Below are 15560 nucleotides of genomic sequence, written 5' to 3'. Positions count from 1 at the left end.
TGCCCGGCCGGGGAACTCCTCCTCCTCTTCGCTCACCTCCCGGCGCCGGGCGACCCGCCCGGCGCTCCTCCGCGCGCCGTCCACGGCGTTCCAGCGTCCTTGCCAAGGGGTAGTCATGTCCGATTCCGCCAGTACCGGCCCGACCGGCCCGGTCCACAGTTGGGACGAGTTCACCACGCTGCGCGAGGTGGTGGTGGGCACCGCCGTCGGTGCCCGTCTGCCCGCACAGACCGACCGTTCCGCCTGGCTGTCCTGCTACCCCAAGACCAGCGAGGCCGAGCTCGCCGCCATCCCGGCCGGCGCCTACCCGCGCCGGGTGGTGGAGGAGACCGAGGAGGACCTCGACGCCCTGGTCACCACCCTGCGGGACCTCGGCGTGGTCGTCCACCAGCCCGAAGTCATCGATCACGCGGCCGAGTTCTCCGCCCCCGGGTGGACCGCGGAGGGCGGCTTCCACGCGTACTGCCCGCGCGACCTCACCCTGGTCGTCGGCGAGACCGTGATCGAGGTCGCCAGCCCGATGCGGGCCCGGTACTTCGAGGTCTTCGGCCTGCGCGGACTCTTCCAGCGCTACCTGGACGAGGGCGCCCGCTGGCTGGCGGCGCCCCGGCCGATGCTGGCCGACGACCTCTTCGAACTCGACGAGGACGGCCTGCCGCTGCTCGGCGAGAGCGAGCCCGTCTTCGACGCCGCCAACGTCCTGCGGCTCGGCCGCGACGTCTTCTACCAGGTCTCCCGCAGCGGCAACGAACGCGGCCTGCGCTGGCTGGAGTCCACCCTCGGCCTGCTCGGCGACCTGCGCCTCCACCCGCTGCGCGACATCTACGGCTACACCCACATCGACAGCACCATCGCCCTGCTGCGCCCCGGCCTCGTCCTGCTCAACCCGGAGCGGATCGGCCCCGACAGCGTCCCCGAGCCGCTGCGCACCTGGGACATCCTGTGGTGCCCGCCCGCCGAGCCCGGCCCCGACTCCCCCGCCCACGCCCTCAGCGAGAGCTGGATCAGCATGAACCTGCTGATGGTGGACCCGGGCCTGGCCATCGTCGAGTCCGGCCAGCAGAGCCTGATCAAGCAGTTGGAGCACGCCGGCATCACCGTCCTCCCGCACCGGCTGCGCCACTCCCGCATCCTCGGCGGCGGCTTCCACTGCGTGACCCTCGACATCCGCCGCGACGGCGGCGCGGAGGACTACCTCGCGTGACCCCGCCAGCGGCCCGGACGCCCCGTCCGGGCCGCTGCCCTGAGCCCGACGGGGCGCCTTCCGGCCGTCATCGCAGGTCGTGGACCCGGCGGAGCTTGCCGGTGGAGCGTTCCAGGACGGCCGGGTCGAGGATCTCGACGTCCACGGCCAGACCCAGCACGTCCTTGACGGCCGCGGCGATCGCCTGCGCCGCGGCGTCCCGGCCGTCCCGCGGGGTGTCCGGCCGGGCCTCGACCTGGACGACCAGGTGGTCCAGCCGTTCGCGCCGGGTCAGCAGCAGCCGGAAGTGCGGGGACGCCCCGGGGGCCCGCAGCACCAACTCCTCGATCTGGCCGGGGAAGAGGTTGACCCCGCGCAGCACGATCATGTCGTCGCTCCGGCCGCCGATCCGCTCGATCCGGCGGAAGGCCGGACGGGCGGTGCCGGGCAGCAGCCGGGTGAGGTCGCCCGTGCGGTAGCGGACGACCGGCAGCGCCTCCTTCGTGAGCGAGGTCAGGACCAGTTCGCCGAGCTCGCCGTCGGGCAGCGACCGGCCGGTGGCCGGGTCCACGACCTCGGGGTAGAAGTGGTCCTCCCAGAGGTGCAGGCCGTCCTTGGTCTCCACGCACTCCTGGGCGACGCCGGGGCCGATCGCCTCGGACAGGCCGTAGATGTCGACGGCGTGGATGCCCGTCCGATCCTCGATCTCGCGGCGCATCGCCTCGGTCCACGGCTCGGCGCCGAGGATGCCCACCCGGAGGGAGGTGGCGCGCGGATCGATGCCCTGGCGCTCGAACTCGTCCAGCAGGGTGAGCAGGTAGGACGGGGTGGCCATGATGATCCGGGGCTCCAGGTCGTGGATCAGGCGGACCTGGCGCTCCGTCGCCCCGACCGAAGCGGGGACGACCAGGCAGCCGGCCCGTTCGGCCCCGGCATGCGCGCCGAGGCCCCCGGTGAACAGCCCGTATCCGTAGCTGATGTGCACCCGGTGGCCCGGACGCCCGCCGGCCGCGCGGATGGAGCGCGCGACGAGGTCCGCCCAGGTCGAGAGGTCGCCGTCGGTGTAGCCGACCACGGTGGGGCGGCTGGTGGTGCCGCTGGAGGCGTGCAGGCGCCGGACGCGTTCCATCGGCACCGCGAACATGCCGAACGGGTAGTCGGCGTTCAGGTCGGCCTTGGTGGTGAAGGGGTACCGGGTCAGGTCGGCGAGGTCGCGGCAGTCGCCGGGGCCGACGCCCGCCGCGTCGAACGTCCGCCGGTAGTGCCCGACGTTGGCGTAGGCGTGGCGCAGCGTCGCCCTGAGGCGGGCGAGTTGGAGCGTACGGAGCCCGTCGGTGCTCAGCCGCTCGCCCGCGTCCAGCAGGTCGGGCGGCGGCGCGTCACCGGTCCGCGGTCGGCCGGTCCCCGATGGGGAAGTCCCCGCACTCCGATGGCCCTCGCTCACAGCCGGCTCTCCCTTCCCCGGACGCCGTCGTCCCGGCCGGGGATCCCTGCCCGCGGACCCGCTCCCGCAAGCACCCCGGCACCGGACGCCACCGGAACGGGCCGAGTACGCCGGGGACGGAGGCCGGCACGGGACGTCCGCACGGTTCGGCGCCGGTGCGGCGGACGGTGCGCCCGGACCGTCACCCGCCCGTCCGGCGAGTGTCCTGAGTCTGTAACACGTTCGTACTCGGCGCGCCCTGGCGGGTAACGTCCCACGTGGTCGAACTGACCTACGGATTCCCGGCACGAGAGACTGGCGGCACGCATGACCCGAAGCGCTGACCTGGCGCCTGCCGACAGTTCCGACAGCCCGGAACCCACCGGGCACCCGCCGGAAGCCGGCATCCCGTCCCCCTCCGGGCCGGGCCGGTCGGCCCGACGCCGGGCCGACGGTCGGGATCAGGACCCGAAGCAGGACCGGAAGCAGGACCGGACTCGGGGGACGGGCCCGGGCGGGGGCCGCGGTCGGGCGGATCGGCGGCGCCGGAGGACCGGGTGGCGGCGCTGGTTGAAGCCGATCGCGCTGACGCTGGGTCTGGCCGTGGTCGCCTGCTGCGGGGGCACCTACCTCTACTACCGGCACCTGAACGCCAACCTGCAGGTCGGCTCCAGGAACCTCAGTGACGCCCAGGGGGCGAAGACCGCGCCGAACGCGGCCGGCCAGACGCCGCTGAACATCCTGGTCATCGGCACCGACAGCCGAGGTTCGGCCGCCAACGTGGCGCTCGGCGGCGGGGCCGACGACGCCGACCGGCCGGGCCTGGCCGACGTGCAGATGCTGGTGCACATCTCGGCGGACCGCAGCAACGCCTCCATGATCACCATTCCGCGCGACACCATGGTGGCCGTCCCGGCCTGCCGCAGCGAGGACGGCAAGCAGACCTTCCCCGCCGAGAAGCGGCTCCAGATCAACAGCACCCTCACCCGCGGCGGGGCCGGCTGCGTCGTCGGCACCTGGATCTCGCTCACCGGCCTGGAGATCGACCACTACCTGATGGTCGACTTCGCCGGTGTCGTCACGATGGCCGACGCGGTCGGCGGCGTCCCGGTCTGCGTCAACATGAACATGTACGACCGGCAGATACCGGGCATCGGCGGTACCGGCCTGAAGCTCCCCAAGGGGGAGTCGACCGTCCAGGGCGAGCAGGCCCTCCAGTGGCTGCGCGTCCGCGACGCCTGGGGCTCCGACCTGGGCCGCGCCAAGGCCCAGCACCTGTACCTGAGTTCGCTCATGCGCCAGCTCAAGAAGAAGGGCTCGCTCACCGATCCGGGCTCGCTCATGAAGCTGGCCGAGGCCGCGACGAGGTCGCTCGGCGTCGACCGGGGCCTCGCCGACGTCAAGAAGCTCTACGACCTGGGCAACGAGCTCAAGGGCATACCCACCGAGCGCACCACCAGCCTCACCGTCCCCGTCCTGGAGGACCCGAAGGACAGGAACCGGCTGGTCCTGCAGAAGGCCGACACCGACAACATCTGGAAGATGCTGGCGCAGGACGTCCCGCTGGACGGCAGGGGCACCCCGACGGCCCCGCCGTCCCCCGAAGCATCCGCCCCCACGAACGCCGCACCGAATACCGCGCCGAGCAACGCGCCGACGAGCACCGCACCGGCCGGTCCCGCACCGGAGGCCGGGCCGAGCCGGGACTCCGTCGCCGTCACCGTCCAGAACGCCACCACCGCCGCCAACCGGGCGACCGACGTCAGGGCGGCGCTGGTCACGGCCGGCTTCAGCAAGGCGGCCACGGCGGGCGGCGGCGGATCCCGGGCCACCACCACCCTCACCTACGGCAAGGGGCAGCTCGCGCAGGCCAAGGCGGTCGCCACGGCCCTCGGCCTCCCCGAGACGGCCCTGAAGGAGGCGGGCACCGCCAGGTCCGTCGCGCTCGTCATCGGCGCCGACTGGCCCACCGGCACCGCCTTCCCCGCCACCGGCTCCACCGGCGCCACCCCGCCGCCCGCCCAGAGCGCGCCCACCTCCCTGCCGACCTCGGTCGAGGCGGAGACGGCCGACAACGACAAGGACTGCATGACGGTCAACCCCCAGGGCGGCCGGTACACGTACTGAGCACCGGCCGGCCGGACCGGCCGCGTGTCCGGGGCCCCCGGCCCGCATCCCGGGCACGGCACCCGGAGGAGGGTGCGGCGCGGCGGGACGGGGACGGGCGAGGTGCCGGCGGGCGGCGCCGACCGGTCCGGACGCCGGGTCAGCGCAGCCAGGCACCCCAGTCCTGGACGTCCGGCCACGAGCCGCTGCAGGTCCACAGGGTCATCCAGGTGCCGTTGCCGAAGCTGTTGCCCTGGTTGGTGATGCACTGGCCCGAGTTGTACAGCGGGGTCGTGCGGTTGTAACCGGCCGCCGGGAGCGGCGCCGTGTCGTACGCCTCCGATATCCTCCCGGCAACGTGGAGGAGGAACGTGTGAACGAGCGGGCGAGGAAGGCCGCCCCGTGGGCCGTGCTGGTGCTCAGCGTCGTCGGCCTCGCCGTCTACCGGCCGGATCACCGCGAGCCCGTCGCACGGGTGCCGCGCCTGCCCGCGCCGGTGGGGGCACCGAACCCCGTGCCCGCGCCCACCACCGACACCCCGCTGCCCGGCGGCGGGACGTCGCTGCACAGCCGGTGCGGCACCAGAGGCGGCCACCTCCTCCCGCAGCCGCCCCGCACCCCTGAGTCGCCCGGCCGCCCGACGCCCGGACCGCAGCTCACCCTCGGCTCGTACGGCTCCTCGGTCTCCGGCGCCCACGACCGGGGGCGCTTCGAGGTCGGCCTGCTGCTCGCGGCCGGGCCGGGCGGGACCCTGGAGCTGCCCGACGGGCTCGACCCGCACGGCGTCGTCGTGGAGATCGAGGGCCCGGACGGGTTCGTCGGCGGCGGGTACGGCCTACGGGTGGAGTTCGACGCGTGGTCCGAACGCAGTCCCGAGGGCGGTGTCCGCGTCGGCCCGCAGGGTGCGAGCGGCATGGTCGTCCTGCCCGCCGAGGCGCTGTGCGCCGGCCACGACCTCACGACGGTGACCGGCCGCCTCATGGCGCCGATCGACGCGCACAACACCGTCGTCGGGCAGCCCCCGTACACCCTGACGGTCTCCTTCGCCCAGCCGGCCGTCGCCGCTCTGCGGCGCGAGGTGCGGGCGCCCGTCCAGGGCGAGGTCCTCGGCGCCGACAACCGGCTGGCCGTCCTGGACGCTCCGCCGCGGTCGGCCTGACTCAGCCGGCCGTACCTCGGACCGCGGGCCGCCCGGGGTGCGCGGTCGGGGTGACCGGGGTGAGCGGGGGGAGCCGGGATTCGAGGCACTGGGCGGCGGCGAGGGCGAGGTCCTCGCGGAACGGCCGGGCGACGAGCTGGACGCCGACGGGGAGGCCGCCGGCGAGGCCGGTGGGGACGGCGACTGCGGGGAGCCCGGCGAAGCTGGTCGCGGTGCAGAGGCGCATCGCGCTCGCGACCCGGTCGCGGGAGGCCGCGTCCCGCGATTCGAGGCCCGGGGCGACGGGGGGCTCGGTGAAGACCGGGCCGAGCACGAGGGGGTAGGTGTCGAGGAACTCCGCCCAGGCGCGGCGGATGCCGAGCCAGGTGCCCATCAGGGTCATGACCTCGGCGGAGGTCGCCGGTGCGGTGCGTTCCATCACGGGGGCGAGGTAGCGGTCCCCGCCGGGGCCCAGGAGTCCGCGGACGGCCGGCCAGGCGGGGGCGAACTCGGTGACGGTGAGGAGGTCGTAGGCGGCGAGGGTCTCGTCGAGGCGGGGGACGTCCGCCACCTCGCGGACGTCGTAGCCGGCGTCGCGCAGGGCGTCCGCGGCGGTGGCGAGGGCGGCGCGGACGGTCGGGTGGACGCCGCGGCCGCCCGGGTCGGCGACCACCGCGACGGTGACCGGGCCGGGCAGCGGTTCGCCGTCCAGCGGGGCGGGCACGGCCCGCGGGTCGCGCGGATCGGTACCGGCCAGGATCTCGAAGGCGAGCCGGAGGTCGGCGACGCTGCGGGCCAACGGTCCGTCGGTGACGAGGAGTTGCGAGGCCGGTCCGGGGTCGGCGGGGCCGAGCACGCGGTGGTCGGCGGGGAAGCGGCCGTAGCCGGGCTTGAGGCCGGCGACTCCGCAGAAGGAGGCCGGGATGCGGATCGATCCGCCCGAGTCGTTGCCGAGCCCGAGGGCCGCCATGCCGGTGGCCACGGCGACCGCGTCGCCGCCGCTGGTGCCGCCCGGGGTGACGGCCGGGTCCCACGGGTTGACGGTGTCGCCGTACAGCTCGCTGCGGGTGTGCATCCCGGCGAGGACGAGGGTGGGCAGGTTGCTGTGCCCGATCGGGATCGCCCCGGCGGCGCGCAGCCGGGCCACCGGGGGCGCGTCCGCGGGGGCGACGAGGTCGCGGAACTGCGGGACGCCGAAGGTGGTGGGGACGCCCTCGATCGGGGTGGTCTCCTTCACCGTGAAGGGCACGCCGGCCAGCGGGCCGAGGGGTTCGCCGGCGGCCCGGCGGCGGTCGGTGTCGGCGGCGGCCGTGCGGGCCCGGTCGGCGAGCAGTTGGGTGATCGCGTTGACCGCCGGGCCGACCTCGGCGATGCGCTCCAGGTGGCGGTCGATCAGCTCGGCGGCGGAGATCTCGCCGGAGCGGACGGCCGCCGCCTGGGCGGTGGCGGTCCAGGACCAGATGGTGTCGTCGTTCACGGGTGCTCTCCCCCGGGGTCGGATTCCGTGCAGCGGCGCGGGGCGCGCCCGCCCCGTACCGATGCGCTTGTATCGGAACCGTACACTGGGAAGCGATACGAGTGCATCGAATAATCGCGTCGAACAGTCGAACGGCAGCGTCGAACGAACCGGGGGGCACCGATGCCCAAGCAGGTGGACCACGAGGAGCGGCGGCGGGTGATCGCCGAGGCGGTCTGCCGCCTCGCCGACGAGAGCGGCCTGGAGGGCGTGACCGTACGCGACGTCGCCGACCGGGCGGGGCTCTCGATGGGGGCCGTCCAGCGTTGCTTCCGCACCAAGGAGGAGATGCTGCTGTTCGCCCTGGCGCACGTCGGCGGGCAGATCGGACGGCGGGTGCGTGCGCGGCTGGCCGGCAGCCCCGCGCAATCGGCCGCCAGCGCGGTCGGGTACGCGGCCGGCGAACTCGCGCTGCTCCGGCCCGAGCACCGCTCCGAGGCCCGGGTCTGGCTGGCGTTCGTGGCCGGGGCGGCGGTGAGCGAACCGCTGGCCGCGGCGCTGCGGACGAGCTGCACGGCGGTGGAGGACGACCTGTTCGTCCCGCTCCTGGCACAGGCCGGGGTCGGGGACGGGGACGCGGAGGCCGTGGCCCGGGAGGCCCGCACCCTGCTCGCCCTGGTCGACGGGCTCACCGTGCACCGGCTGACCGGCCGCCTGACGGAGCAGCAGGCCGAGGAGGTCCTGCACGGACACCTGGCGGGCCTCTGGGCGCGGGCCGCCGACGCCACCGGCTGAACCGGCGCACCCGCTGCCCTCCCGGACGCCCGGCCCGTGCCCCGTTGCCCACCCCGAACCGTGACGGAGGGGCAGCCGCCCGACCGGCCCGGACCGCACCCCCCGACGGGCAGGACCGAGAACTGCGGGACCTGCACCCGGACCCGGACTAGCCTGTCCGGGTCCGGCAGCTCGAACGGAGGCCCGAACGGAAGCCCTAGCGGAAGCCCGAGCGGCGGCCCGGACGGGAGCCCGAACGGGAGCCCGAGCGGCGGCCGGACGCCCGGAGGCGGGGGCTCCCACGGCAGCGGAACACGTTCCCGTCCCCTCCTCGTCCGCACCCCCCGGAGGTCTGATGGGCCGCTATGTCATCCGCCGAGTGATCCAGGCGATCCCCGTGCTGCTCGGGACGACGTTCCTGATCTACGCCGTGGTCTTCGCCCTGCCCGGCGACCCGGTCCAGGCGCTGGCCGGCGACCGGCGGCCCCATCCGCTCGTGGCGGCGGTGCTGCGTCAGAAGTACCACCTCGACGAGCCGTTCCTGGTCCAGTACTGGTACTACATCACCGGCGCCCTCCAGGGCGACCTGGGCGAGAGCCTGAACGGCCGGGCCGTCCGCGACATGATCGGCGACGCCTTCCCGTACACCGCGAAGCTGGGTCTGCTGGCGTTCGCCTTCGAGGCGGTCTTCGGCGTGCTGGCGGGGATCATGGCCGCCCTGCGCCGGGGCAGCTTCCTCGACCAGGTGCTGCTGATCAGCACGCTGCTGGTGATCTCGATACCGGCCTTCGTCACCGGCTTCGTGCTGCAGCTCGTCCTGGGCGTGAAGCTGAAGACCGAGTTCGGCATCGACGTCTTCCCGGTGTCGTTCAACGACGAGGACGGCATCCGGGCGTACCTGCTGCCCGCCTTCGTGCTGGCCTCGATGGCACTCGCGTACGTCGCGCGCCTCACCCGCACCAGCGTCATGGAGACCATGCGCGCGGACTACATCCGCACCGCCGTCGCCAAGGGGCTCCCCCGGCGCCGGGTGATCGGCCGCCACGCGCTGCGCAACGCGCTGATCCCGATCGTGACCTTCCTCGGCGTCGACCTGGGCGGGCTGATGGGCGGCGCGGTCATCACCGAGAGCATCTTCAACGTCAACGGCGTCGGCGGCCTGCTCGCCCGGGCCGTGTACCAGAAGCAGGGCACCGTCATCGTCGGCGTGGTCACCCTGCTGGTGCTGGTCTACCTGGTCAGCACCCTGGTGGTGGACCTGCTGTACGCCGTGCTCGACCCGCGGATCCGCTACGTCTGACCGCGCTCCCGGCGGGGCAGGCGGGCGGCCCGGCCGGGCAGCGGTCCCGGCCCCCTCGGGCACCGCGCCCGCCCGCCGGGCCTGCACCGGACAGCGCCGAAACGCCCGCCGAACCCGCACCGGACAGCGCCGAGCCGCCCGCCGGTCAGCCGACCGGGACGAGGCGACCGTAGAAGGTGTAGTCGTAGCCCTCGCCGCCGGGGCTGATGGCGAAGACCTGCTGCTCGCCGGTGACCGTGATGCGGGCCTCGGCCAGGAGGTCCATGCCGACGGTGTCGTGCTCCTCCAGCACGAACCTCACCTCCTCGCCCACCGCGTACTCCTTGAAGTGGTAGCCGCCGCCGTTCAGACCCCGTTTGAAGGCGGAGCCCGCGGTGTCGCAGGTGTGGCCGAAGGTGATGCAGGTCTGGCCCTTGGAGACCTTGAAGCTGGCGTCGGTGGTGGGCCAGATGTGCTCCAGGCCGCGCGGGGACCAGGTTCTCAGGCTGATCTCGTCGCCGTTGCTGAGCCACTGGTCCTCGTCCAGGTTCCAGGCGTCGATCCGGTCGAACTCGAACCGGAAGAACTGGGTCGCCGCGGCGGACCGGCCCTCGGCCCCCTGCGTCGGGGCCGGCGCCGCGACCGCGGGGGCGGCGGCGAGGGCGGCGAGCGTGACCGGTCCGGCCGCCGCGGCGCCCAGGCGGCGCACCAGGTTCCCTGTCATCGGCTGTCTCCTTCGGTTCGTGCTGCGGGAGGCGCTCGGCGGCTGCCGGAGGCGCTCGGAAGGCCACACCGTAGGCAGCGCCGCTTGCCGGACCGTTGCATTCCACTGAACGCCCGCGTCGGTGCAGGTGGGAGCAGCACGCGGGACGAGTCCGCCGACAGATCGCGAACCGGTGAAACATGTCACGGCCCCGCCCCGTCCCCCGGCCGGGCGTGGACGGGTAGGTTCCTGCGTCCAAGGGAGGGACACTCCCCTTGGACGCAGATCCCGCCGGCAACGGGTCCTCCCACGGAGAGAGGCACGAGTGATGTCTGCACAGGGCTCCACCCACCACCCCCCGCAACGCATCGGCGTGGTCGCCGAATCGGCCCCCGGGGAGACCCGGGTCGCCGCGACCCCGTCGACGGTGCGCGGGCTGCTCGGGCTCGGCTACGAGGTGGTCGTCGAATCGGGGGCGGGCACCGCCTCCGGTTTCGCCGACGAGGCCTACACCGAGGCCGGCGCGAGCCTCGGCGAGGCCTGGGCGGCCGACGTCGTCCTGAAGGTCAACGCCCCGACGACCGGGGAGATCGCCCGGCTGCACGACGGCGCGACGCTGGTCGGCCTTCTGGCCCCGGCGCAGCGCCCCGAGCTGGTGGAGGCGCTGTCGGCCCGCCCGGTGACCGCGATCGCGCTGGACGCGGTGCCGCGGATCTCGCGCGCGCAGTCGATGGACGTGCTCAGCTCGATGGCGAACATCGCCGGGTACCGGGCCGTGATCGAGGCGGCCCACGTGTTCGGACGCTTCTTCACCGGGCAGGTCACGGCCGCGGGCAAGGTGCCGCCGGCCAAGGTCCTGGTGGCGGGGGCCGGTGTGGCCGGGCTCGCCGCCATCGGCGCCGCCTCCAGCCTGGGGGCGATCGTCCGCGCGACGGACCCGCGGCCCGAGGTCGCCGACCAGGTGCGGTCGCTGGGCGGGGAGTACCTGCCCGTGGACGTCGTCCAGGAGGCGAGCTCGGACGGGTACGCCAAGGCGACGTCGGCCGACTACGACCGCGCCGCGGCCGAGCTCTACCGGGCGCAGGCCGAGGACGTGGACATCGTCATCACGACCGCGCTGATCCCGGGGCGGACGGCCCCGCGCCTGCTGACCGCCGAGGACGTCGCGGCGATGAAGCCGGGCAGTGTCGTGGTCGACATGGCCGCCGCGCAGGGCGGCAACGTCGAGGGCACCGTCGCCGGCCGGACGGTGGTCACCGCCAACGGCGTCACCCTCATCGGTTACACGGACCTGGCCTCCCGGCTGCCCGCCCAGGCGTCGCAGCTGTTCGGGACCAACCTGGTCAACCTGCTGAAGCTGCTGACGCCGGGCAAGGACGGGCGGCTGGTCGTCGACTTCGAGGACGTGGTCCAGCGGGCGGTCACCGTGGTGCGGGCGGGCGAGGTCACCTGGCCGCCACCGCCGGTGGCCGTCTCGGCCGCGCCCGCCGCCCCGACGGCGGCGGCACCCGCGGTGGTGGAGCCGGAGAAGCCGCGGCTGACCGCGGCGGCCCGGCTCGGCCTGATCGGCCTCGGGATGCTCGCGATGTTCGTGCTGGTCGCCTTCGCGCCGGCGCAGCTCGCGGAGAACTTCACGGTGTTCGCGCTGGCGGTGGTGATCGGCTACTACGTGATCGGCAAGGTGCACCACGCCCTGCACACCCCGCTGATGTCGGTGACCAACGCGATCTCCGGAATCGTGATCATCGGCGCGCTGCTGCAGATCGGGCACGTGAGCGTGCTCGTCACCGTGCTGTCCTTCGTGGCGATCCTGCTGACGAGCGTGAACATCTTCGGCGGCTTCGCCGTCACCCGCCGCATGCTGTCCATGTTCTCGAAAGGCTGAGCCCGATGACTACCACGACGGCCGCCCACGCCGCGGACCTGGTCGCCGCCCTGCTGTTCATCCTGAGTCTGGCCGGACTGTCCCAGCACCGGACCTCCCGCGCCGGTGTCGTGTACGGCATCGCGGGCATGGCCCTGGCCCTGGTCGCCACGGTGGTGGTGGCGTCCCGGAGCATCGGTGCCGGTGCGGTCGCCCTGATCGTCGTCGCGATGGCGCTGGGTGCGGTGATCGGCCTCTGGCGGGCCCGCCGGGTCGAGATGACGCAGATGCCGGAGCTGATCGCCGTCCTGCACAGCTTCGTCGGCCTCGCCGCGGTGCTGGTCGGCTGGAACAGCTACCTGGAGGTGGAGGCGCTCGGCTCCGCGCAGCACGTCGTCGCCGGCGACCTGCTGGCCATCCACCACGCCGAGGTCTTCATCGGCATCTTCATCGGCGGGGTCACCTTCACCGGCTCCGTCGTCGCGTTCCTCAAGCTGTCCGGCCGGACGGCCTCGCGTCCGCTGGTGCTGCCGGGCAAGAACGCGCTGAACGTCGGCGCGCTGGTCGCGTTCGCGGCGCTGACCGTGTGGTTCACCGCGAGCCCGGGCCTCGGGCTGATGATCGCGGTCACCGTGCTCGCCCTCGCCCTGGGCTGGCACCTGGTGGCCTCGATCGGCGGCGGTGACATGCCGGTGGTCGTCTCCATGCTGAACAGCTACTCGGGCTGGGCGGCGGCGGCGGCGGGCTTCCTGCTCGACAACAACCTGCTGATCGTCACCGGTGCGCTGGTCGGCTCCTCGGGTGCGTACCTGTCGTACATCATGTGCCGGGCGATGAACCGCTCCTTCCTCTCGGTCATCGCCGGCGGGTTCGGCATCGAGGCGCCCTCGGGCGGGGAGGAGGAGCAGGGCGAGCACCGCGAGATCCGTGCGGAGGAGGCGGCCCGGCAGCTGGTGGAGGCCCGCTCGGTCGTCATCACCCCCGGCTACGGCATGGCGGTGGCCCAGGCGCAGCACCCGGTGGCGGAGCTGACCCGGCGGCTGCGCGAGCGCGGTGTGGAGGTCCGCTTCGGCGTCCACCCGGTCGCCGGGCGCCTGCCGGGGCACATGAACGTGCTGCTGGCCGAGGCGAAGGTGCCGTACGACATCGTCCTGGAGATGGACGAGATCAACGACGACCTCGCCGACACCTCGGTGGTGCTGGTCATCGGTGCCAACGACACCGTGAACCCGGCCGCCATGGACGACCCGTCCAGCCCGATCGCCGGCATGCCGGTGCTGCGGGTGTGGGAGGCGGAGCAGGTGATCGTGTTCAAGCGGTCGATGGCGTCCGGCTACGCGGGGGTGCAGAACCCGCTGTTCTTCCGCGAGAACAGCAGCATGCTCTTCGGCGACGCCAAGGGGAGCGTGGAGGCGATCCTCCAGGCGCTCGACGCGCACGGCCGGGGCGGGCCCGGGTCCGCCGCGGGGCGCGAGGCCGCAGCGGCCCGCTGAGGGGTGCGCACCGACGGACCAGCCCCCGGGACCGGACGAGAGAGTCCGGGCCCGGGGGCTGGTCCGTGGGCTGGTCCGTGGGCGGGCGTGCGCGGTGGCGGGTCAGGGGGCATCCGGGCCGGTGTCCGGCGCGGACGGCTCGGCCGGCTCGGCGGGTGCAGCCGGCTCGGACGGCTCGCCAGGTACGGCCCGCTTGCGGACCGCCGCCTTGGGCGGGCGGCCCCGCCGGGGCAACTCGCCCGCCCCGCCCGGCATGCGGCCGGCGTCGGCGAGGGCACGGCGCAGCAGGAACTCGATCTGCGCGTTGGTACTGCGCAGCTCGGCCGCGGCCCATCCGGCCAGTGCGTCGTGGACGGCGGGGTCCAGCCGCAACAGGATCTGCTTCCGCTCGGTCGCCAACGCCGTGCCGCTCCTTACTGGTAGAGGGAGCCCGTGTTGACGACGGGCTGGGCACCCCGGTCGCCGCAGAGCACCACCAGGAGATTGCTCACCATGGCCGCCTTGCGCTCCTCGTCGAGTTCGACGACGTCGCGCTGGGCGAGCCGGTCCAGGGCGTCCTCGACCATACCCACGGCACCCTCGACGATGAGACGGCGCGCCGCGACCACGGCCCCGGCCTGCTGGCGCTGCAGCATCGCGTGGGCCACCTCGGGCGCGTAGGCGAGCCGGGTGATCCGGGACTCGACGACCCGGACGCCCGCGGCGAGGACCCGCTCGGCGATCTCCGCGGAGAGCATGCGGGCGATCTCGTCCGCCCCGTCGCGCAGCGACAGGCGGCCCTCCTCGTGGGCGTCGTACGGGTAGCTGCCGGCGATGTGCCGGACGGCCGTCTCGGTCTGGATGGCGACGAAGTCGGCGTAGTCGTCCACCTCGAACATCGCCATCGCGGTGTCCTCGACCTGCCAGACGACGACGGCCGCGATCTCGATCGGGTTGCCGTCCGCGTCGTTGACCTTGGTGGTCTCGGTCTCGTGGTTGCGGATCCGGGTGGAGATCGCCGGGCGGCTGGTGAACGGGTTCAGCCAGACCAGGCCCTGCTCGCGGATGGTGCCGCGGTAGCGGCCGAGCAGCTGGACCACCCGGGCCTGGCCCGGCGAGACGGCGGTCAGCCCGCACATCAGAACCACGGAGGTGATCAGCGCCAGCGGCCCGAGGACCATCAGCGAGGCCCCCACCGCCGCCTTGCCGCCGGCCAGTTGGATCCCGCCGACGACGATCGCCGCGGCCCCCGCGAGCAGGCCGAGGAGCGTCCCCGCCAGCGCCGGGTACCCGGAGGGGGCGGTGATGACCCGTTCGGTGATCTGCGGGGTCGGGTGGTCCACAGCAGGGCCGTCCGCACGATCGACGGCAACGGGCGGTGTGGTCATGGAAGCGGTTCCTCCTGCGACTGTACGTTCATCGGCTAGCAAAGTGATATCACTTTGCTAGCCGATGCCGCCAGTCGCCCGGACACACTTCCGTGGAAGAGGAGGCCATCGCGATCGCGGTGGCGCACGGCGGACCTCGTGCCGGAGGCCGAGTACCGCGAGTACCCGACGGCCGGGCACGGGCTGTTCGTCACCCACCGGGAGCAACTCAACGCGGACCTGCTGGAGTTCATGTTCTGACCCTCGTCCGGCTCCGGCTGATGGCCTGTCACATTCCGTCCCTGCGCGCTACCTTGGAAGGATTCTGCGGCGCGCGGACCGGGGGTGGCTGTGAGGGGCGAGGGACACGCGAGCGTGGCCGGCCTGTACGGGCTGATGGCGGCGGTGCTGGGCGCGGTGGCGGTGTGGAGCCTGCCGAGCGGCGAGCCGCACGCGACCCTGGTCGCGGTGCTCGCCGGGGTGTGCGGGGCCATGTCGCTGTTCGTCGCGCTGGCGTTCTGCACCCGGCCGGGCGGGCCGGTCGCGAGCCTCGCGGTGGCGGTCAACATGGCACTGTCGCTGGTCTGGCTGCTCGCCGTCCAGGGCCTGCTGGGCGTCGGGCTGGTCCTGTCGATCGTCCGCGGCGAGAGCGTCCTGGGGTCCGGCCGCCGGACGGGCATCGTGGTCGCGGTCGTCATCGTCGCGGCACCGCTGTACGCGCAGGCCGTGAAGCGCCTCAACCTGGCCATCGACCACTGGTGACGACCGCACGGCGGCCGCCGGCCCGTACCCGCC

Annotated in this window: 14 protein-coding genes; 9 read left to right on the top strand and 5 right to left on the bottom strand. The window is 73.8% G+C overall.

Annotated elements, in window-relative coordinates:
• The first annotated feature begins 115 nt into the window (after positions 1–115).
• Positions 116–1204 (top strand): inosamine-phosphate amidinotransferase 1, encoded by a 1089-nt coding sequence (locus ACWGB8_RS16165; RefSeq protein WP_452214110.1) that lies wholly within the window; start codon positions 116–118, stop codon positions 1202–1204.
• 67 nt (positions 1205–1271) lie between these two features.
• On the opposite strand, the gene ACWGB8_RS16160 is transcribed toward ACWGB8_RS16165, so the two are convergent.
• Complete coding sequence (locus ACWGB8_RS16160; RefSeq protein ID WP_452214109.1) at positions 1272–2627, bottom strand: AMP-binding protein; 1356 nt, start codon at positions 2625–2627, stop codon at positions 1272–1274.
• 549 nt (positions 2628–3176) lie between these two features.
• On the opposite strand from ACWGB8_RS16160, the gene ACWGB8_RS16155 reads away from it, so the two are divergent.
• On the top strand, positions 3177–4733 hold the full coding sequence (locus ACWGB8_RS16155; protein WP_452214108.1) for an LCP family glycopolymer transferase: 1557 nt from the start codon (positions 3177–3179) through the stop codon (positions 4731–4733).
• Between the two features lie 337 nt (positions 4734–5070).
• On the top strand, positions 5071–5871 hold the full coding sequence (locus tag ACWGB8_RS16150; RefSeq protein WP_452214107.1) for a hypothetical protein: 801 nt from the start codon (positions 5071–5073) through the stop codon (positions 5869–5871).
• A gap of 1 nt (position 5872) precedes the next feature.
• On the opposite strand, the gene ACWGB8_RS16145 is transcribed toward ACWGB8_RS16150, so the two are convergent.
• Entirely contained in the window at positions 5873–7327 is a 1455-nt protein-coding gene (locus tag ACWGB8_RS16145; RefSeq protein WP_452214106.1) for an amidase, read from the bottom strand.
• 162 nt (positions 7328–7489) lie between these two features.
• Between ACWGB8_RS16145 and ACWGB8_RS16140 the strand changes: the two genes are divergently transcribed.
• Positions 7490–8101, top strand: a complete 612-nt coding sequence (locus ACWGB8_RS16140; protein WP_452214105.1) for a TetR/AcrR family transcriptional regulator — start codon at positions 7490–7492, stop codon at positions 8099–8101.
• Between the two features lie 334 nt (positions 8102–8435).
• On the top strand, positions 8436–9380 hold the full coding sequence (locus ACWGB8_RS16135) for an ABC transporter permease (protein ID WP_452214104.1): 945 nt from the start codon (positions 8436–8438) through the stop codon (positions 9378–9380).
• Positions 9381–9525: 145 nt separating this feature from the next.
• Here ACWGB8_RS16135 and ACWGB8_RS16130 read toward each other — a convergent pair whose 3' ends face one another.
• Entirely contained in the window at positions 9526–10083 is a 558-nt protein-coding gene (locus ACWGB8_RS16130) for a hypothetical protein (protein ID WP_452214103.1), read from the bottom strand.
• Positions 10084–10390: 307 nt separating this feature from the next.
• Here ACWGB8_RS16130 and ACWGB8_RS16125 point away from each other — a divergent pair, with 307 nt between their 5' ends.
• Positions 10391–11947 carry a Re/Si-specific NAD(P)(+) transhydrogenase subunit alpha gene (locus tag ACWGB8_RS16125; protein ID WP_452214137.1) on the top strand — a complete coding sequence of 519 codons (1557 nt, stop codon included), beginning with the start codon at positions 10391–10393 and terminating at the stop codon, positions 11945–11947.
• Between the two features lie 5 nt (positions 11948–11952).
• Complete coding sequence (gene pntB / locus ACWGB8_RS16120; protein ID WP_452214102.1) at positions 11953–13419, top strand: Re/Si-specific NAD(P)(+) transhydrogenase subunit beta; 1467 nt, start codon at positions 11953–11955, stop codon at positions 13417–13419.
• A gap of 102 nt (positions 13420–13521) precedes the next feature.
• On the opposite strand, the gene ACWGB8_RS16115 is transcribed toward pntB, so the two are convergent.
• Together ACWGB8_RS16115 and ACWGB8_RS16110 are read right to left on the bottom strand one after the other, a co-directional pair.
• Entirely contained in the window at positions 13522–13818 is a 297-nt protein-coding gene (locus tag ACWGB8_RS16115) for a hypothetical protein (protein WP_452214101.1), read from the bottom strand.
• A gap of 14 nt (positions 13819–13832) precedes the next feature.
• Positions 13833–14786, bottom strand: a complete 954-nt coding sequence (locus ACWGB8_RS16110) for an SPFH domain-containing protein (protein WP_452214100.1) — start codon at positions 14784–14786, stop codon at positions 13833–13835.
• A gap of 138 nt (positions 14787–14924) precedes the next feature.
• Here ACWGB8_RS16110 and ACWGB8_RS16105 point away from each other — a divergent pair, with 138 nt between their 5' ends.
• Together ACWGB8_RS16105 and ACWGB8_RS16100 are read left to right on the top strand one after the other, a co-directional pair.
• Positions 14925–15026: an alpha/beta fold hydrolase gene (locus ACWGB8_RS16105; protein WP_452214099.1), complete on the top strand. Its 102-nt coding sequence runs from the start codon at positions 14925–14927 to the stop codon at positions 15024–15026.
• Positions 15027–15140: 114 nt separating this feature from the next.
• A complete protein-coding gene (locus ACWGB8_RS16100; protein ID WP_452214098.1) occupies positions 15141–15527 on the top strand; it encodes a hypothetical protein in 387 nt (128 codons plus the stop codon).
• Positions 15528–15560 lie beyond the last annotated feature (33 nt).

The sequence above is a fragment of the Kitasatospora sp. NPDC054939 genome (assembly GCF_053610105.1).
Note: the sequence above shows the minus strand (reverse complement) of the source record. Positions and strands in the feature narration are given on the sequence as shown.